Source organism: Collinsella sp. TF10-11AT (assembly GCF_003437565.1).
Classification (GTDB): Bacteria; Actinomycetota; Coriobacteriia; order Coriobacteriales; family Coriobacteriaceae; genus Collinsella.
The window spans coordinates 82128-101608 of the sequence record NZ_QSQW01000003.1; the positions used below are offsets into that span (position 1 = coordinate 82128).

At 60.9% G+C, this 19481-nt stretch carries 14 protein-coding genes; 1 reads left to right on the forward strand and 13 read right to left on the reverse strand.

The window, feature by feature from the left end; translation table 11 throughout:
• Nucleotides 1-71: 71 nt before the first annotated feature.
• The 12 genes from rpsJ to DXC99_RS03210 all read right to left on the reverse strand — a co-directional run bounded on the left by rpsJ (nt 72) and on the right by DXC99_RS03210 (nt 18158).
• On the reverse strand, nt 72-380 hold the full coding sequence (gene rpsJ, locus DXC99_RS03155; protein WP_022094184.1) for a 30S ribosomal protein S10: 309 nt from the start codon (nt 378-380) through the stop codon (nt 72-74).
• 60 nt (nt 381-440) lie between these two features.
• A complete protein-coding gene (gene fusA / locus DXC99_RS03160; RefSeq protein ID WP_022094183.1) occupies nt 441-2540 on the reverse strand; it encodes an elongation factor G in 2100 nt (699 codons plus the stop codon).
• A gap of 19 nt (nt 2541-2559) precedes the next feature.
• Entirely contained in the window at nt 2560-3033 is a 474-nt protein-coding gene (rpsG, locus tag DXC99_RS03165; protein WP_006235013.1) for a 30S ribosomal protein S7, read from the reverse strand.
• Between the two features lie 73 nt (nt 3034-3106).
• Complete coding sequence (gene rpsL / locus DXC99_RS03170) at nt 3107-3484, reverse strand: 30S ribosomal protein S12 (RefSeq protein ID WP_006235012.1); 378 nt, start codon at nt 3482-3484, stop codon at nt 3107-3109.
• A 680-nt stretch (nt 3485-4164) separates the two neighbouring features.
• Nucleotides 4165-5241 carry a DUF4179 domain-containing protein gene (locus tag DXC99_RS03175; protein WP_117629233.1) on the reverse strand — a complete coding sequence of 359 codons (1077 nt, stop codon included), beginning with the start codon at nt 5239-5241 and terminating at the stop codon, nt 4165-4167.
• Nucleotides 5192-5710 (reverse strand): RNA polymerase sigma factor, encoded by a 519-nt coding sequence (locus tag DXC99_RS03180; RefSeq protein WP_233505656.1) that lies wholly within the window; start codon nt 5708-5710, stop codon nt 5192-5194. Before DXC99_RS03180 ends, DXC99_RS03175 begins: the two co-directional genes overlap by 50 nt.
• A 318-nt stretch (nt 5711-6028) precedes the next feature.
• Nucleotides 6029-10507, reverse strand: a complete 4479-nt coding sequence (locus DXC99_RS03185) for a DNA-directed RNA polymerase subunit beta' (RefSeq protein WP_199408855.1) — start codon at nt 10505-10507, stop codon at nt 6029-6031.
• A gap of 6 nt (nt 10508-10513) precedes the next feature.
• The gene (locus DXC99_RS03190; protein ID WP_233505659.1) at nt 10514-13942 is read right to left on the reverse strand and encodes a DNA-directed RNA polymerase subunit beta; all 3429 of its coding nucleotides are present in this window, start codon (nt 13940-13942) and stop codon (nt 10514-10516) included.
• Between the two features lie 349 nt (nt 13943-14291).
• The gene (locus DXC99_RS03195; protein ID WP_117629236.1) at nt 14292-15200 is read right to left on the reverse strand and encodes a UTP--glucose-1-phosphate uridylyltransferase; all 909 of its coding nucleotides are present in this window, start codon (nt 15198-15200) and stop codon (nt 14292-14294) included.
• Between the two features lie 314 nt (nt 15201-15514).
• Entirely contained in the window at nt 15515-15892 is a 378-nt protein-coding gene (gene rplL / locus DXC99_RS03200) for a 50S ribosomal protein L7/L12 (RefSeq protein ID WP_006235005.1), read from the reverse strand.
• Between the two features lie 102 nt (nt 15893-15994).
• Nucleotides 15995-16516, reverse strand: coding sequence for a 50S ribosomal protein L10 (gene rplJ, locus DXC99_RS03205; RefSeq protein ID WP_006235004.1), 522 nt, complete (start codon nt 16514-16516; stop codon nt 15995-15997).
• 505 nt (nt 16517-17021) lie between these two features.
• Nucleotides 17022-18158, reverse strand: coding sequence for a pyridoxal phosphate-dependent aminotransferase (locus DXC99_RS03210; protein ID WP_117629237.1), 1137 nt, complete (start codon nt 18156-18158; stop codon nt 17022-17024).
• A 93-nt stretch (nt 18159-18251) separates the two neighbouring features.
• Here DXC99_RS03210 and DXC99_RS03215 point away from each other — a divergent pair, with 93 nt between their 5' ends.
• Nucleotides 18252-18914: a hypothetical protein gene (locus DXC99_RS03215; protein WP_117629238.1), complete on the forward strand. Its 663-nt coding sequence runs from the start codon at nt 18252-18254 to the stop codon at nt 18912-18914.
• Between the two features lies 1 nt (nt 18915).
• Here the strand turns inward: DXC99_RS03215 and DXC99_RS03220 are convergent, their stop codons facing one another.
• Nucleotides 18916-19479 carry a uracil-DNA glycosylase family protein gene (locus tag DXC99_RS03220; RefSeq protein WP_117629239.1) on the reverse strand — a complete coding sequence of 188 codons (564 nt, stop codon included), beginning with the start codon at nt 19477-19479 and terminating at the stop codon, nt 18916-18918.
• Nucleotides 19480-19481 lie beyond the last annotated feature (2 nt).

The window sequence follows — 19481 nt, forward strand, 5'->3', positions numbered from 1 at the left end:
CCATCATGCAAAACAAAAGAGCCCCGCTACCGTAATGGCAACGGGGCTCTGTAAGCTATGAGCGATATCGCTTAGAGCTTGATGTCGATGTCGACGCCAGCGGGGAGGTCGAGACGCATGAGCGAATCAACAGTGCCCGAGGTGGGGTCGAGGATGTCGATGAGGCGCTTGTGGGTGCGCATCTCGAACTGCTCACGGGAGTCCTTGTTCACGTGCGGCGAGCGGATAACCGTGTACAGGTTGCGCTCGGTGGGCAGGGGGACAGGACCGGAAACGCGAGCACCGGTCTTCTGAGCGGTCTCGACGATGAGCTTCGCGGACTGATCGACGACCTCGTGATCATAGCCCTTGAGGCGAATGCGGATCTTCTGGGTAGCCAACTTAAACCTCCAAAGAGTGCGAGAGATGTTCTCGCGGATTACGTAACAGGGAGCTCGAACTTAGGCGTTCTTGCTCATGACCTCGTCCACGATGGACTTGGGCGCGGGCTCATAAGAGTCGAACTGCATCGTGTAGGATGCACGGCCCTGGGTCTGGGAGCGAAGGTCGGTAGCGTAACCGAACATCTCGCCCAGCGGCACCTTGGCGCGGATGAGCTTGCTGTTCTTGCGATCCTCCATGCCCTCGATCTTGCCGCGGCGACCGGAGAGGTTGCCCATGACGTCGCCCATGTACTGCTCGGGGGTCTCGACCTCGACAGCCATGATCGGCTCGAGCAGCTGCGGGTCGGACTTCTTGAGGGCGTCCTTGATAGCCATGGAACCGGCGATCTTGAAGGCGGCCTCGGAGGAGTCGACCTCGTGGTAAGAACCGTCGAACAGGGTGACCTTAACGTCGAGGACCGGGAAGCCGGCGATAACACCGGTGTTCAGGGCCTCCTGGATGCCCTTGTCGATGGACGGGATGTACTCCTTGGGCACGACACCGCCGACGATAGCGTTGACGAACTCGTAGCCGAAGCCCTCCTCCATCTTCTCGAGCTTGATGACGGCGTGGCCGTACTGACCGCGACCACCGGACTGACGGACGAACTTGCCCTCAGCCTTCTCGACGTCGTGACCAGCGGTCTCGCGGTAGGCAACCTGGGGCTTACCGACGTTAGCGTCGACCTTGAACTCGCGGAGCAGACGGTCGACGATGATCTCGAGGTGCAGCTCGCCCATGCCGGCGATGATGGTCTGGCCGGTCTCGTGGTTGGTGGACACCTGGAAGGTCGGGTCCTCCTCGGCGAGCTTGGTCAGAGCCAGGGACATCTTGTCCTGCTCGGCCTTGGTCTTGGGCTCGATGGCAACGTCGATAACGGGCTTAGCGAACTCGATCTTCTCGAGGACGATCTCCTTGCCCTCGGCGCACAGGGTGTCACCGGTGGTGGAGTTCTTGAATCCGACGCAAGCGACGATGTCGCCGGCGGCAGCGTCGTCACGGTCGATACGCTCGGCGGCGTTCATCTCGAGGATTCGGCCGAGGCGCTCGCGCTGACCGTTGGAAGCGTTGACAACGTAGGAGCCGGACTCGGCGCGGCCGGAGTAAACGCGGACGTAGGTGAGCTTACCGACGAACGGGTCGGTCATGATCTTGAAGACCAGGCCGGAGAAGGGCTCGTCGAAGGAAGGATGACGCTGGATCTCCTCGCCGGTGTCCGGATCGGTACCGGTGACGGCCTCAACGTCGAGCGGGCTGGGCAGGTAGTCGACGACAGCGTCGAGCAGCTCCTGGACGCCCTTGTTCTTGTAGGCGGAGCCCACGAAGACGAGGTTGAGCTCGTTGGCCAGAACGCCCTTACGCAGAGCAGCCTTGAGCTCCTCGACGGTGAAGTCCTCCTCCATAAGGATCTTCTCCATGAGCTCGTCGTCAAAGCTGGCAGCAGCGTCGAGGAGCTCCTCGCGCTTGGTGGCAGCGATGTCGGCGAACTCAGCCGGGATCTCGTCCATCGGCTCGGGGTAGGTCATGCCCTTCTCGTCGGCCTTGAAGTCCCATGCAGTCATGGTGACCAGGTCGATGACGCCCCAGAAGTTGTCCTCGGCGCCCATCGGGACCTGAGCGGCCACGGCGTTAGCGTCGAGACGATCCTTCATGGTCTCGATAGCGTTGAAGAAGTCAGCGCCCACGCGGTCATACTTGTTGATGAAGGCGATGCGGGGAACGTTGAAGGTAGAAGCCTGACGCCAAACGGTCTCAGACTGGGGCTGAACGCCGGCAACGGCGTCGAAGACGGCGACAGCGCCATCGAGGACGCGCAGGCAGCGCTCGACCTCGGCGGTGAAGTCAACGTGGCCCGGGGTGTCGATGATCTGGATGCGGTAGTCCTTGCCGTCCTTGTTCCAGAAGCAGGTGGTAGCAGCGGAGGTAATGGTTACGCCGCGCTCCTGCTCCTGAACCATCCAGTCCATGGTGGCAGCGCCCTCATGGACCTCACCGATCTTGTGGGTCTTACCGGTGTAGTAAAGAATACGCTCGGTCGTGGTGGTCTTACCGGCATCGATGTGGGCCATGATGCCGATGTTACGGGTATCGGAAAGCTTGTACTTAGGCTTAGCCATGTTAGTTCCTTACCTTAACTTACCAACGATAGTGAGAGAACGCGCGGTTGGCCTCGGCCATCTTGAAGACGTCCTCACGCTTCTTGACGGAAGCGCCCAGGCCGTTGGAGGCGTCGAGGATCTCGTTGGCGAGACGCTCGGCCATGGTCTTCTCCTTGCGAGCGCGGGAGAAGTTGACGATCCAGCGGATACCCAGAGCGGTGGAACGACGGGAGTTGACCTCCATCGGGACCTGATAGGTAGCGCCGCCGACACGCTTGGGCTTAACCTCGAGCGTGGGCTTGACGTTGTCCATAGCCTTCTTGAAGGTAGCGAGAGCGTCGCCACCCTCAGACTTCTCGGCAACGATCTCGAAAGCGGTGTAAACGATGCGCTCAGCGGTGGCCTTCTTGCCGTCAAGAAGGACCTTGTTGATGAGCTGAGTCACCAGGCGGTTGTTGTAAACGGCGTCAGGCTGAACCTCACGACGATTAGCTGCTGCACGACGCGGCATGTGAAATCTCCTTAAGTGTCTACCGTGCGGCGCTTAGGCGGCACACGGCGAAAGTATCAAAACGTTATCTGGCTTATTTAGCCTTGGGGCGCTTAGCACCGTACTTGGAACGGGCCTGCATACGGTTCTGGACCGGAGCAGCGTCGTAGGCGCCACGGATGACGTGATAACGGACACCAGGGAGGTCACGGACACGACCGCCGCGGACGAGCACGATGGAGTGCTCCTGCAGGTTGTGGCCCTCACCCGGGATGTAAGCAGTAACTTCGATGCCGTTGACAAGGCGAACACGGGCAACCTTACGAAGAGCCGAGTTCGGCTTCTTGGGGCTCGTGGTGAAGACGCGGGTGCACACGCCGCGCTTCTGGGAGTTGTGCTGCAGAGCAGCGTTCTTGGACTTCTTGGGCACGGAACGGCGGCCCTGGCGAACCAGCTGGTTAATAGTAGGCAAAGCGTACTCCTTCTCGAATGATTCCAGCTTTCTGTAAAGTGCAACGGCTTGAATCGAGGGGTCAGCATCCCCCTACGAAACACGCAGTTCGATAGGATACGTGGCGTTAGCTGTGCCGTCAACAGACCACGCCGCCGGGCGTATCCCAAAATAGGCACATTTCCGCAAAGCCTACACAAAAGGAATCCCCTCCTGTGCGCTTGGGCGGATTCCCGGCCCGGGCGGCGCGGGGGTTAAGTTTGCTGCTCTACAGTCCTGGCTCGCACGGAGGCCACATTAAGTGGCCTCCGGCTCGTGCGGAACTCGCGACAAACTTAACCCCTGTGCCGCCCGGCCCGGGAATCCGACGTACTCGTCAGGACAACGCTACCTGCCAAAAAGGGACAGGTTTATTTTGGTCGGTTTTATCTGGGGAAACGTCGCGCTCCAGCGGTGATCCGACCTCACTAGCACTGTAGATTGACGGTGTTTTCGGAAGTATGCGGCAAATTATGAACTTACCGAGCACACAGGGATTTTGCGATAACAAACCCGCAGGTAGAACGCTTGAGCATATACGGTGTGGTCGACCCATCAAGATTTTGCCGCATACTTCAGAAATGCAGGCGAATATCGTGCGGTCTAACCGCCCATTTACCGCAAAGAAGGCCGCTTCCCCTAGTAGGAAGCGGCCCCAAATCTTACGAATAGACGATGGTAAAGGGTTCCGACGTTTCGGCGCCCCCTGTTGAAGTGCAGCGTGTGCCTTCGAGCGTTACTGAAACCACTTGGTCGACATCAATCAACTTCGTTGGCACCCAAATGTTCTCTCCGCTATTGCGTGCCATCGAAACATAGAAATTGTACGCCCCTGCGTCGTCATCTTCGATAATCTGCTCCGATCCATCCTTGTAGCTGACGGTCAGTTTATGATCAACTGCTTCATAGCCCAGATCATCGATGTGCGTCTGGATGGAAAACGGGCTGATCTCGAGAGGCGAGTCATCGGAGCGGAGTTCCTTTGTATCGACGTACGCTCCAACGCTAAACTCGGGCGTCGATGCCTCGAACAGCTTCGCGTCCTCGCCTTCGCCCTCAGTCCAGCAGATATTCCAGGTGACCGTATGTCCCAAATCTCGCTCACGATCCCACGAGGCAAAGTACATCGTGCCATTAATGACCGTGTCGCTTGATGTGTCCTTATCAATTGTGCAGCGTGTGTCAGCCCATTCCTCGCCGAAGTTCATGCTGGGCGTGCCGATGCCTTGTTCTTCTTCACCATAGAGAACAAGTTCGCCTGTCTCTGCTGCCGGCTTGTAGTAGTTAACGCCATTTGAATTGGACAACGTAAACGTCACGGCTCCGCAGCCGTTTTGGTCAATAGCCATCTCATGGATATCAAGCGTATAGCCGTTACCCTCGACGGACAGATTAACCTCCTGAACTGCGCCCTCCAGGCTTTGGGGCGCGATCCCGTCACCAAACTCTCTGGTGTAGGTATATTTAGTCCCCGATGAACCGCCGTTGGTCCAGGTAATGGAATCCCCGTTGCCGTGGTTTCCCCAGGCTGAGGCAAAATAGCTGGAATTGATAACTGCGTAGGCGACCCCTCCGGTCGCCAACACTCCGACAAGACATCCGATTACGGCAACATAGAGAGGCTTCGCGTGGCCCTTTCGATGAAGCGGCTCACCCGCAGCGGTATTAAGGACGCGATCTGCAAGATTGCTATCGGCTTGGATGGACTCGAAGGCCTGCTTGATTTGATTGGATTTCACGGTCGCCCTCCTCTAGGATGAATTTGAGCTTCGATCGACCACGAGCTAAACGCGTTCGAACGGTCGCGGCTGGTACATGCAACAACTCGGCAATCTCTGAGGTCGAAAAGCCCAGATAGTAATAGAGCACGATGGGGATACGGAATCGTTCCGGAAGCCGCATGACATCTGACAGGACGGCCTTGGTCTCATCCTGCGCTGTCGAAAGCGACTCGGCCAGGTTCTCAATATCCTCCACACGCCTCCATGGCTTTCGAAAGAGAGATTTGCATTCATTGATCGTGACCCGGATAAGCCATCGACGAAGATGTTCCCAGCTTTCAAATTGCGCATCGCTTTTGAGTAACTTCAGAAAGACGTCTTGAGCGACATCGTCGGCGTCGGCGCGATCACGCAGGTACGTCAACGCGATCCGAAACACGACATCCCGGTGGTCTTCGACCACCTGTCTAAATGCTTGTTCTTCCATAATCACCTCCCGGTGACGTTAATAATTCTTGGTGAGGCCCTCACCTTAAATACGCTCTTGTCGGGCGAAATGTTTCAAATTCAAGCAGGAAAAACCTACCAAAATAAACCTGTCCCTTTTTGGCAGGTCTCCAACGGATCAACGGAACGCAACAGGTTGAGCATGCACAAGCGAGCGGCCCCCAGAGCGTACAAGGTGGCATGAAAAAGGCAGGGCATTGACCTTTTGGTCATGCCCTGCCTTTTGAATGACAGATTGTAGCTCTGGGGGCCGCGCAGCGACGGAGGTCGCCGCCGTTCGTTAGAACGGCGGAACTAATTACTCCTCGTCGTTGTCCTTGGCCTCTTCGGCGTCGTCGGTGTCCACGAGTTGGTTGAGCAGCTCGTCGAGGGAAGCCATGTCCTCGTTGATGGCACCGTTGGCGGGAGCCTTCTTGTCGTCGATCGGGGCGCCCAGGAGCTCCTCGTCGGCGTCGGCGTGATGCGTCGGCGCAGCGGAGGTGCCCAGCAGGATATCGTCCGGACCGTCGGGGCTAAAGACCATCTGCAGCAGCTGCGAGAGGTCTTCCTCGTCGGCAACGTCGTCGTTGTTCTCGAGGATGTAGAGCAGGTCGTGGGCCTCCAGGCCGTCACGGAGCTCCTCGATCGCCTTGGCACCGATGCCGTCGATGCGCAGCAGATCCTCCTCGGACTTGCCGACCAGGTCGCCGACCGTCTCGATGCCGACCTCGCTGAACTTGTTGGTCCAGCGCTGCGACACGCCCAGGTCGTCGAACAGGTACAGGCGAGCCTTCTCGGCGGAGATGGTGTGGCCGTTGCGGGTGAACGAACCGTCAGCACCACCGAACTCGTCGTAGCCGGCCCAGTCGAGCTGCTGCGGGAGCTGCTCGTCCAGATCCTTGAGCTCCACAGGAGCCCACTCGGGCAGCGACTTGGCGTTGGGCGAAGCCGGGCCGTCGATGTCCACGTAGCCATCGGCCGTGCGATACGTCAGCTTGGCGTTGGCGTACGGCTTGAGGCCAGTACCAGCCGGGATCTTCTTACCGACGATGACGTTGGACTTAAGGTCGAGCAGGTGGTCGACCTTGCCCTCGATGGCAGCCTCGGTAAGGACGCCGGCGGTACGGATGAACGAAGCGCTCGACAGCCAGGAGTCGATGTTGGACGCGACCTTGAGCGTACCCAGGATGACGGGCTCGGCAACAGGAGCCTGACCGCCCAGACGGGCAACGCGCTCGACCTCGTCAGCGAACTCGTAGCGGTCGACGTACTGACCAAGCAGGTACTTGGAGTCGCCGGGGTTGGTGATCTGAACGCGACGCAGCATCTGACGTGCGAGCACCTCGATGTGCTTGTCGTTCAGGTCGACGCCCTGGCTGGTGTAGACGTCCTTGACGCTCTCGACGAAGGTGTGCATCGTCGACTCGATGTCGGTCAGCTTGCGCAGGTTGCGGAAGTTGACGAAGCCCTTGGTGATCTGGTCGCCGGCGCGAACCTCGCAGCCGTCCTCGATCTCGGGCATAAAGCGCACCGAAGCGGGGACGCGACGCTCGTCGAGGACACGGGTGTGATCCTCGGAGTCGGTGAGCGTCAGCACGTACTCGGACTTCTCGGGCTTAATCGAGAGGTGACCGGAGTACGGAGCCAGCTCGGCCTCGCGACCCAGGATCTTCTCGTTGACGTTGCCGACGATATCGAACATACGGCTGACCGTAGGCAGACCCTGCGTAATATCGTCGACGCCAGCGACGCCGCCGGAGTGAATGGTACGCATCGTAAGCTGCGTACCGGGCTCGCCGATGGACTGGGCGGCAATAATGCCGACTGCGGTACCGATGGCGACCGGACGACGGGTGGAAAGATCCCAGCCGTAGCACTTCTGGCACACGCCGTACTTGGAGCGGCAGGTGAGCAGCGCGCGGAGCTTGACCTTCTTGAGGCCCGCATCGACCATCTTCTGGATGTCGGCGACCTTCTCGATGTAGCCGTCCTGCTCAAAGAGCACGGTGCCATCGGGAGCCACGACGTCCTCGATGAAGCAACGGCCGACGAGGTCGGTGTTGAGGTCGGTGGTGCCGGGGATGATGAGGTTGTAGGTGACGCCCTCGTGCGTACCGCAGTCCTCCTCGCGGACGATGACGTCCTGGGCCACGTCGACCAGACGACGGGTCAGGTAACCAGAGTCCGAGGTGTGGGATGCGGTATCGACCAGGCCCTTACGGGCGCCGTAGGTCGAAATGAAGTACTCGAGCGGCAGCAGGCCCTCGCGGAAGTTCGCCTTAATGGGAAGGTCGATCGTCTCGCCGGACATGTCTGCCATCAGGCCACGCATGCCGCCGAGCTGACGCAGCTGGGTCTTAGAACCACGGGCGCCGGAGTCGGCCATCATGTAGAGCGGGTTCTCCTCGTCGAACATATCGAGCATGAGCGCTGCAACCTTATCGGTACAAGCGGTCCACTCGTTAACGACTTCGATGTGGCGCTCCGTCTCGTTGATGAAGCCCTCCTCGAAGTACTCGTTGATCTGGTCGACGTTGGCCTGGGCGCGGTCAAGCAGCTCCTGCTTCTCGGCAGGGATGAGAGCGTCCCACACCGAGATGGTGAGGCCGGCGCGGGTAGCGTAGTGGAAGCCGGAGTACTTGATGGCGTCGAGGATCGGGCCGACCTTGGCCTCGGGGTAACGATCGCAGCAGTCCGCAACCAGCTTGGCCACGTCGCCCTTGACCATCTTGTAGTTCATGAACTCATAGTCTTCGGGCAGGCACTGGCGGTTGAAGATGATGCGGCCGATAGAGGTCTCGAAGCGCGCGGTCTTGTTGCCGGTGACGTCGTAGTCGACAAACTCGTTCTTGCCGTTCTTGACGCGGAAGATACGGGTGCCGTCCTCGTTGATGACGTTGGCGTTCTCGGCGGACACGCGGACCTGAATCTTGGCCTGCATGTCGACCTCGGAGCGGCAGTCATAGGCGTGCAGCGCGTCGTCGAAACTCGAGAACACGTGGTTCTCGCCCGGCAGACCGTCGCGGACCTGGGTCAGGTAGTACACACCGATGATCATGTCCTGCGAGGGGATGTTGACCGGCTTGCCGGATGCCGGCGAGCGCAGGTTGTTCGCAGAGAGCATGAGCACGCGGGCCTCGGCCTGAGCCTGGCTGGACAGCGGCACGTGGACAGACATCTGGTCGCCGTCGAAGTCGGCGTTGAAGGGCGAGCAGACCAGCGGGTGCAGGTGGATAGCCTTGCCCTCGACCAGCACCGGCTCAAAGGCCTGGATGGACAGACGGTGCAGGGTCGGTGCACGGTTGAGCAGCACGACGCGGCCGTCGATGACCTCTTCGAGGATGTCCCACACAAAGGTGGCACCGCGGTCGATAGCGCGCTTGGCGCCCTTGATGTTCTCGACCTTGCCGAGCTCGACCAAGCGCTTCATGACGAAGGGCTTGAAGAGCTCCAGCGCCATGGTCTTGGGCAGACCGCACTGGTGCAGCAGCAGCTTGGGGTCGGTAACGATAACCGAACGGCCGGAGTAGTCGACACGCTTACCCAGCAGGTTCTGACGGAAACGACCCTGCTTGCCCTTGAGGGCCTCGGCGAGCGACTTGAGCGGGCGACCGCCACGGCCAGAGACCGGGCGACCACGACGGCCGTTGTCGAACAGGGCGTCCACGGACTCCTGGAGCATGCGCTTCTCGTTGTTCACGATGATCGCAGGGGCGTCCAGGTCGAGCAGGCGCTTGAGTCGGTTGTTACGGTTGATCACGCGACGGTACAGGTCGTTGAGGTCGGACGCGGCGAAGCGGCCGCCGTCGAGCTGGACCATCGGGCGCAGATCGGGCGGAATGACCGGGATGACGTCCAGGATCATGTTCGCGGGGCTGTTGCCGCCCTTCAGGAAGGCGTCAACGACCTCGAGGCGCTTAACGGCCTTCTCACGCTTCTGCTTCTGGGAGTCCTCGTCGGCGATGATGGCCTTGAGCTTCTCGGCCTCGGAAGGAAGGTCGATGGCAGCGAGCAGGTCGCGGACGGCCTCGGCACCCATGCCACCCTTGAAGTACATGGAGTAGTAACGGGTCATCTCGCGGAACAGCGGCTCATCGGAGATAAGGTCGCGCTCGGTGAGCTTCATGAAGGCGTTGAAAGCGTCCGTGCGGAGCTGCTTCTCGTCCTTGCACTCTTCCTCGATGTCAACGATGCCGGAGGCGATCTCCTCGGGGGTCAGCGGCTCCTCGTCGGAGAACTCGTCAAAGTTCTCGGGGTCGCCCTGCTCCTTGAGGGACTCGATCTGGCGGGCGCACTCGGCATCGATCTCTTCCAGATCGGCGGCGAGCTCCTCGCGCAGGTCGTCGGCGTCGGCCTCGCGGGCCTCATAGTCAACCTCGGTGATGATGTAGCTGGCGAAGTACAGAACCTTCTCGAGGTCCTTGGACTTGATGTCGAGCATACGGCTCATCGGGAAGCTCGTGGGGCTCTTGAAGTACCAGATGTGGGACACGGGAGCGGCGAGCTCGATGTGGCCCATGCGATCACGACGCACCTTGGCCGAGGTGACCTCGACGCCGCAGCGCTCGCAGACGATGCCCTTAAAGCGGATGCCCTTGTACTTGCCGCAGGAGCACTCCCAGTCCTTGGCGGGACCGAAGATCTTCTCGCAGAACAGGCCGTCCTTCTCGGGCTTGAGGGTACGGTAATTGATGGTCTCCGGCTTCTTGACCTCACCGTGCGACCAGGAACGGATCTGGTCGGCGGAGGCAAGGGAGATCTTTACCGAGTCAAAATCAGTAGCTTCGAAATCTGCCACAGTCAACTACTCCTTATCAGTGGTCGTGGCGGCGACAGCCTCGGGCGCCTCGGTGGTCTCGGCGTCCTCGGCCTCGACGTCGGCGTCAACGCCGGCGAGCGCAGCCAGGTCGTCGAGAGCGGAGGTCTCCTCGGCGGTCACAGGTGCGGAGGCGTCCTCGTCGGCATCGTGCATGGGCTCGATGTCCAGTGCGAGGGAGCGAATCTCCTTGACGAGAACCTTGAAGGACTCGGGGATACCCGGGACAGGAACGTTCTCGCCCTTGACGATAGACTCGTAGGTCTTGACGCGGCCCACGGTATCGTCGGACTTGACGGTCAGGATCTCCTGCAGGACGTTGGAAGCACCGTAAGCGTACAGTGCCCAAACTTCCATCTCGCCGAAGCGCTGGCCGCCGAACTGAGCCTTGCCGCCCAGAGGCTGCTGGGTAACCAGGCTGTAAGGGCCGGTCGAACGGGCGTGGATCTTGTCGTCGACCATGTGGCCGAGCTTGAGGATGTAGGACGTACCCACGGTAATGGGCTCGCGGAACTCCTCGCCGGTGCGGCCGTCGAACAGACGGGTCTTGCCGCGCTCGTCAAGCTGGGTGACGAACTCGGGGCGCATGTGATCGCCAAAGGCAGCGGTGGCCTTGTTGAGCATGTTCTTGTTGGCGCGACGGATGACCTCGGCGATCTCGTCCTCCTTGGCGCCGTCGAAGACGGGCGTCGCGGTGAAGAACGGACCGGGGACGTACTTGTCGGAGTCGGCCTGCTCGGTATCCCAACCGCACGCAGCAGCCCAGCCGAGGTGGCACTCGAGCAGCTGGCCGACGTTCATACGCGAAGGAACGCCCAGCGGGTTGAGGATAACGTCGATCGGGGTACCGTCAGCCATGTAGGGCATGTCCTCGACCGGCAGAACGTTACAAATAACACCCTTGTTGCCGTGGCGGCCGGCGATCTTATCGCCCTGCTGGATCTTACGACGCTGGGCGACGTAGACGCGCACCTGCTCGTTGACGCCGGGGGCCAGGTCGTCGCCGTTCTCGCGGCTAAAGCGGACGACGTCGATGACGCGGCCGTAAGCGCCGTGAGGCATCTTAAGGGAGGTGTCGCGGACGTCGTGGGCCTTGGCACCGAAGATGGCGCGCAGCAGGCGCTCCTCGGCGGTCAGAGCGCTCTCGCCCTTAGGCGTGACCTTGCCGACCAGGATGTCGCCAGGGCCGACCTCGGCGCCGATACGGATGATGCCGTCCTCGTCGAGGTTGGCAAGCATGTCCTCGGAGAGGTTCGGGATCTCGCGGGTGATCTCCTCGGGGCCGAGCTTGGTGTCGCGGGCGTCGATCTCGTGACGGGTGATGTTGATGGTCGTCAGCAGGTCCTCGGCCACCAGGCGCTCGGACACGACGATACCGTCCTCGTAGTTAAAGCCTTCCCACGGCATGTAGGCCACGGTGAGGTTCTGGCCCAGTGCGAGCTCGCCGTGATCGGTCGAAGGACCGTCGGCCAGAGGCTCGCCCTGCTCAACGGTGTCACCGACGCGCACGAGCGGACGGTGGTTGATGCAGGTGGACTGGTTGGAGCGCTGGTACTTGGCCAGGTGATACTCGTCCATGCCGCCGGCATGCTTGACGATGATCTTGGCGGCGTCGGCAAAGATGACCTCGCCGGCGTTCTTGGCCAGGGTGACCTCGCCGGAGTCCAGAGCGGCGCGACGCTCCATGCCGGTACCGACATAGGGAGCGGCGGGGTGAACCAGCGGCACGGCCTGGCGCTGCATGTTAGCGCCCATCAGCGTACGCTTGGCGTCGTCGTGCTCAAGGAACGGGATCAGCGTGGCTGCGACGGAGAGCATCTGACGCGGCGAGACGTCCATGTAGTCGACGTCCTCGACGGGCACGTCGGCGGGAGCGCCGAAGGAGCCGTCGAAGTCGCGGGTACGGGCGATCACGGTGTGCGGGCGGACGATCTTGCCCTCGGCATCGGTCGTGATGAACTCGTTGGTCTTGGGATCGAGCGGCGTGTTGGCCGGCGCGATGACGTGCTTCTCTTCCTCGTCAGCGGTCATCCAGTCGATCTGGTCGGTGGCAACGCCGTTCTCGACGCGGCGGAACGGGGCCTCGATGAAGCCGTACTCGTTGACGCGGGCGTAGAGGGCGAGCGAGCCGATCAGGCCGATGTTGGGGCCTTCGGGGGTCTCGATCGGGCACATGCGGCTGTAGTGCGAGTTGTGAACGTCGCGGACGGCCGTCGGCACGTTGGTGCGGCGGCTGGAGCCCGACTTGTGGCCGGCAAGACCGCCAGGGCCGAGTGCGGACAGACGGCGCTTGTGGGTCAGACCGGTCAGGGGGTTCGCCTGGTCCATGAACTGCGAGAGCTGCGAGGAACCGAAGAACTCCTTGATGGAGGCCACGATCGGGCGGATGTTGATGAGCGACTGCGGGGTAATCTCGTCGATGTCCTGGGAGCTCATGCGCTCACGGACGACGCGCTCCATACGGCTCATGCCGATACGGAACTGGTTGGCGACGAGCTCGCCGACGGTACGGATGCGGCGGTTGCCGAAGTGGTCGATGTCGTCGACCTTGAAGCCCTGCTCGCCGGCAGCGAGGGACAGCAGGTAGCGCAGCGTCGCGACGATATCCTCGTCGGTGAGCACCGTGACCTCTTCCTCGGTGGTGAGGTTGAGCTTCTTGTTGACCTTGTAACGACCGACGCGGGCCAGGTCGTAGCGCTGCGGGTTAAAGAGCAGACCCTCGAGCAGGCTACGGGAAGCGTCCACGGTGGGAGGCTCGCCCGGGCGCAGACGACGGTAGATCTCGATGAGGGCGTCCTCGCGAGTGAGGGCGGTGTCGCGCTCCAGGGTGCGCTTGATCACATCGGAGTTGCCGAGCAGCTCGATGATGTCGTCGTTGGTGACGGCGATGCCAAGGGCGCGCAGGAACATCGTGGCGCTCTGCTTGCGCTTACGGTCGATGGAGACCATGAGCTGGTCACGCTTGTCGACCTCAAACTCAAGCCAGGCACCGCGGGACGGGATGATCTGGGCCTTGTAGATCTGCTTGCCCGAATCCATCTCGGAGCTGTAGTACACGCCCGGGGAGCGGACGAGCTGCGAGACGACGATACGCTCGGTACCGTTGATGATGAAGGTGCCCTGATCGGTCATCATGGGGAAGTCGCCCATGAAGACGAGCTGCTCCTTGATCTCGCCGGTCTCCTTGTTGGTGAGACGGACGTCGGTCAGAAGCGGAGCCTGATAGGTCATATCCTTCTCGTGGCACTCCTCGACGGTGTGCGCGGGGTCGCCAAACTGATGCTCGCCGAAGGTAACCTCGAGAACATGGTTCTGGCTCTGGATGGGGCTGGATTCCTTGAACGCCTCACGAAGACCCTCGTCCTTAAAACGCTCAAAGGATTCCCTTTGAACAGAGATAAGGTTGGGGAGCTCCATGGCCTCCGGGATTTTCCCGAAGCTGACGCGCTTGCGCTCAGTGGCAGTGTATGCGTAGGTCACCAGGTTTTTCCTCCTTCACGGAAATGCTCGGTGGGTTGGCGAGGCATGGCTTCGCCAGTTATCGCAACCTAATAGTTTATCAGGTACCGACTGTTGGGCAAGAAAAGTCTTGACGCGATTGAGTTTTTGGAGTAGCAAAGTTTTTCGACAGAAAACACGCAGGTAGATGTATGTATATCGAACATCTGTTCATATATTTTCTGTGAACAGAGAGCAGCAATCGCAGCTCTTATAAAAAACGGGCGCGAACCGAGGTCCACGCCCGTAAATGTCGGTGCCCGAAGGCTTACTTGCGCATCAATCCGCCGCGCTCGTCGATGGCGTCCCAGAAGGCATCGGCAAAGCGGGGGTCGTTTGCAGCCATGAGGGCGTTAGTGGCCATCCAGCCAGACGGGGTACCGGTATCGTAGCCCGACAGCGGATCGATGACGACAGCGTACATGGCCTCGCGATCGAGCGAACGTGCCATGGCGTCGGTCAGCTGAATCTCGCCGCCCTTACCGGCCTGCTGATCGGCCAGCAGGTCCATGACCAGCGGGCTCAGCAGGTAGCGACCGACGATGTACAGGTTGGACGGAGCCGCCTCGGGAGCGGGCTTCTCCACCAGGCCACCGATGCGCCAAACGGCGCCCGGCTCGCCATCGGCAACGTCCTCGGCGCCCTCGAGCGAACCCACGCGCTCGCCGGCAATCACGCCGTAGCGGCTGACCTCCTCGGGAGCGCACGCGGCAACGGCGATAACCGAAGCGCCACCGTGCTCCTTGGAAACGGCGAGCATCTTGTCGCAGATGTCGCGGTTGGGCACAACGTAGTCGCCCAGAAGAACCAGGAAGTTCTCCCCTGCCACGGCGTCGGCAGCAGAGCGAATGGCGTGACCGAGGCCCTTGGGCTCGTACTGATAACGGAAGTCGACCGGCATACCGCCCGCATGGGCGACAGCGTCGGCGTAGGCGTCCTTTCCGCGCTCGCGCAGCAGGTTCTCGAGCGAACGGTCGGGCTGGAAGTAGTTCAGCAGCTCGGGCTTGCCGGGCGAGGTAACGATGATAGCGTCGTCGACCTCCTCGGGGTCGAGCGCCTCCTCGACGACATACTGGATGACCGGCTTGTCGAGGACCGGCAGCATCTCTTTGGGCGTGCACTTAGTGCCAGGCAGAAAACGCGTGCCAAGACCGGCGGCGGGGATGATTGCCTTCATATGATTCAAGGATCCTTTCGCAGGCGCAGAATGCGCCCCATGCGTGCGGCACGGCGGCCGCAGACCAAATTGCGATACCGAAGTATCTTACCGCCGGGACCAGGCGCTACCGCTAGGCAAACGTCATTCTTCAGCAGGTCAACGCAAATTATTGCTCGAACGGTGCAATTTTATCGCCCAACGGTAGTGACCCCAAAGCACTGCAAACGGCAGTAATTTGCATGCCGAGCCAGCAAAATAGAGGGGTCATAACAAAAAAGACGGGGCTCGCAACGCGAACCCCGTCTGCAAAGAAATCTGGCGAGAAAGCCTGATTACTTGAGGGTGACAGCAGCGCCAGCAGCCTCGAGCTTCTCCTTGGCAGCCTCGGCGTCCTCCTTCTTGGCACCCTCGAGAACAGCCTTGGGAGCGCCCTCGACGACCTCCTTGGCCTCCTTCAGGCCAAGGTTGGTGAGCTCACGGACGGCCTTGATGACCTGGATCTTGTTGTCGCCGAAGCCCTCGAGCACGACGTCAAACTCGGTCTTCTCCTCGGCCTCAGCAGCGCCAGCAGCGGGAGCGGCGACAACAGCGGCAGGAGCAGCGGCGGAAACGCCGAAGGTGTCCTCGATAGCCTTGACGAGCTCGGAAGCCTCGAGAAGGGTCATTTCCTTAAGAGCATCGATGATCTCATCGGTGGTAAGCTTAGCCATTTCTAAGTCCTTTCGGTTTCCGTGTCTGTGCACGGAGATCAGTTAAAACACGGCGCGAATGCGCCAGGGGCGCGGCGTTGCCGCCGCGGGTGAAAACAGCGACTAGGCTGCCTTCTGCTCGGAGACCTGCTGGATCGAACGAGCGAGACCAGAGGAAACGCCGTTGACGCAGACAGCGATGTCGCGAGCGAAACCGGAGATGAGACCGGCGATCTGGCCGAGAAGCTGATCCTTGGTGGGCAGCTCGGCGATAGCCTTAACATCATCAGCGGAAACGGCCTTGCCGTCGGAGATACCGCCCTTGATCTCAAGGACGCCCTTGGACTTAGCGGAGAAGTCCTTAAGGGCCTTAGCGGCCTCGACCGGCTCGGACTCGTAGAACACATAAGCGACGGGGCCGGCGAGGATCTCGTCGAGCTCGGGCTGCTCCTGGTTCTTGAGAGCGATCTTGACCAGGTTGTTCTTGTAGACCTTCATCTCGGCGCCGCACTCGCGAAGCTGATGACGCAGCTCCTGAGCCTGCTTAACCGTCAGACCGTTGTAGTTGACGACGAACAGACCGGCGTTCTCGGCGATACGGGACTCGATCTCTGCAACCTTGTCGATTTTGTACTGCTGGGGCATGAATTACACCTCCTCGAATTCTTTCCGGGCACGGTCCGCCACAAGGACGTGACGGGGGCATGTCCAAAAAGAAAGCCCCCGCGCTGCATGAGCGACGGGGGCGAGAAGACATATCTACTCGACCACCTCGGCTGGCGGGATATCCCATTAAGCTCGCGGGCGATGCCCGTTTGCACCGGCTGTCTCTGGCAGCGGATTCGTGCGTGAACCGAAAGTATTATGGCGGGGACCCCGGCGTCGGTCAACGGGAAACCGGGCTGCACACAATTCCACCATCCGGCCGCGCCGCCGAAGGCCAGGCGCAAGGTTTTCGCTCGGTCAGGTCCTGGGCTCGCACGAAGAGCACATTAAGTGCTCTTCGGCTCGTGCGGAATCTACGAAAACCTTGCGCCTGGCCTTCGGCGGCGCGGCCTGCGGTGACTTTGGGGCAGCCCGGTTTCCCGTTGGCCGGCGCCCCCACTCATAAGCCTTAAGTCGGTGGGCTGATATGTTGCGTCCCTGATGGCTACAAGGTTGAAAGGAAGGTGGACAGGCGGCGGAGGCCTTCGTCCAGGTCTTTATCGGAAACGCAATAGCTGAGGCGGACGTGGCCTTCGGTTCCGAAGCAGTTTCCGGGAACTAGGGCAACGTTGGCCTCTTTGATGGCTTTGATGCAGAAGTCTTCGCTGGTTAGGCCGAACTTTTTGATGCTCGGGAAAGTGTAGAAGGCTCCTGCGGGCTCTACTACGTCGAGGCCCATGGCGTTTAAGGCTGCGAGTACGCGTTCGCGGCGGGCTCGGTAGACTTTGAGCATGGGGGTTGGGTCAACGGTCAGGGCTCGGGCTGCGGCGTCCATTTCGAAGGAGACAGCACTCGATACTAAGTATTGGTGAGCCTTTGCGATCTCAGCGATGACGGGGGCTGCGGCTGCGAGCCAACCCAAGCGCCAGCCGGTCATGGCCCAGGGCTTGGAGAAGCTCTCGATGACCACTGTCTGATCGCGCAGCTCAGGGTGGCGCTGGGCAAAGCGCTCGTAGCCATCCACATAGACGAGGCGGTTGTACACGTCGTCGCAGACCACGTAGATGCCCGCCTGCTCCGCCACGCGCGCTACGGCGTCGAGTGAGGCCGCGCTGAGAATGCAGCCCGTGGGATTGTTGGGCGAGCAGATAACGATGGCCTTGGTCGCCGGGGTCACACAGGCGCGAAGCGCTTCCTCGTCAATCTGGAATTGCGCAGGCTCCGTATCCAAAAAGGCCGCTTTGGCGTGATTGGCTACGACGATGCTCTCGTACAGGCCAAAGGCCGGCGTGGGGATAATGACCTCGTCGCCGGGGTTGAGCATAGCCATGAATGTTGCCGACAGGGCCTCGGTCGCGCCGTCGGTCAGGATGACCTCGTCGGCCGAAAACGCAAGGCCCGCTTCGCCCATATATGCGGATAGCGCCTCGCGCAGGGCGGGGCGACCGTTGTTGGGCGGATAGTGCGTGTCACCGCGGTCCAACGCGGCGGTCACCTCGGCGCTAATCACATCGGGCGTGGGAAAGTCGGGCTCGCCAAGCGCAAGCGCGATGCACCCTGGGTGCTGGGCGGCGAGCGCGTTAATCCGACGGATGCCGGAGGGCTTGAGCGTGGCAAGCGAGGTGTTCATAGGCAGACGCATGGCGTTCCTTTCGTAAGGGTTGCACTAGGATAGCGCGGCGAGGCGCCACCAGACGGTGTAACCTAAACGGAAACCAACCGGAAAGGAGGCGGCATGGAGACGATCGCGCGCGGCGATAAGCCCAAGACGTTGCAAACCATTGCGTATATCAGCATTCCCGAGAGCGCCGATCTTGAGTTTTTGCTCTGGGACCTGCAGGATGCCATCGCCGCCTATGCACAGCTTTCCGGCACTGTACTCCCCCGACCGGTCGACTTGAAGGCGGATGATGACGATGCTGCCGCCGATGGCCTCGTGCTCGCCGTTGATGATGCATTTGATGACGGGGCGATGATCACTGTCGAGCAGATGCTCGATCGCCTTGGGAATGCAGAGACACGCGTCTATGTCGTCGTGCAGGTTGCCCACAGAAGCACCGAGGGGGCGCACATGCCCGTCAAGCGCCTGCGGGAAGCTTGCGAGCTCCGTAAACTAACGTGGTGCGGCGGTGTTACCATCTGCGCCGGCAGCGGCATCGCGGCGCTTCGCCATTCCCCACGCATGGGCCTCTTACGCCGGCCATTTTCGGAAGCGATGGACAAGCTCGTGGGTGCGGTGCGTATGGGTTGCTCGGTTGAGCATGCGCAGCGACTCGGCGGCGGCAGTGCCGAGGACATCGACACCAATGGCATGGTTTGCGCCGAGCCAGCCGTGCCCGCGCCGATCTGGCGAGGCGTTCTGAAACACCTCGGCGCCCGCACTCAATCAATAATCTAAATTAATAAGCTGCCCAGTCAACGGCTTCACTCCAACGCTCGACAAGCCGCTCCAAACGCCACGCCGCGTTGGCAGGACTCGTCGACGGCAGCACGATGGCAGGTAGCCCCGTCCGCTCTTGTAGATATCGTTTGTAGAGCCGCCCGGCCGCGCCGCCGTTGCAGATAACGACCTCAATCGGCGTGACATCGGTAATGCGCTCGATATGTGCCGGCACAACGTTGCGAATGCTCGCGTCGCTCGAGCCCTTAATGTCGCAACTCTCGATCACATCCCACAGGGCCACGCCGCCGTTCAGCAGCATGGATCGCTTGGCAGCAATGGAGGCATCGAGCGTCGCGGGCTCACCGCTTGCCAAAGGATCGCCCTCGTTGGGTGGCACGAGCACACCGAGGCACGCGGCCATCACGCGCCAAAAGCGATTCTGGGGATTGCCGTAATAAAAGGCATTGGTACGCGAAAGCACTGAGGGAAACGACCCCAACACCAAGATGCGCGAGTGCTGGTCGAACACGGGCTCGAACCCGTGCTCAATATGTTGATAGCCCTCGTCAGGCGTTGCCATGA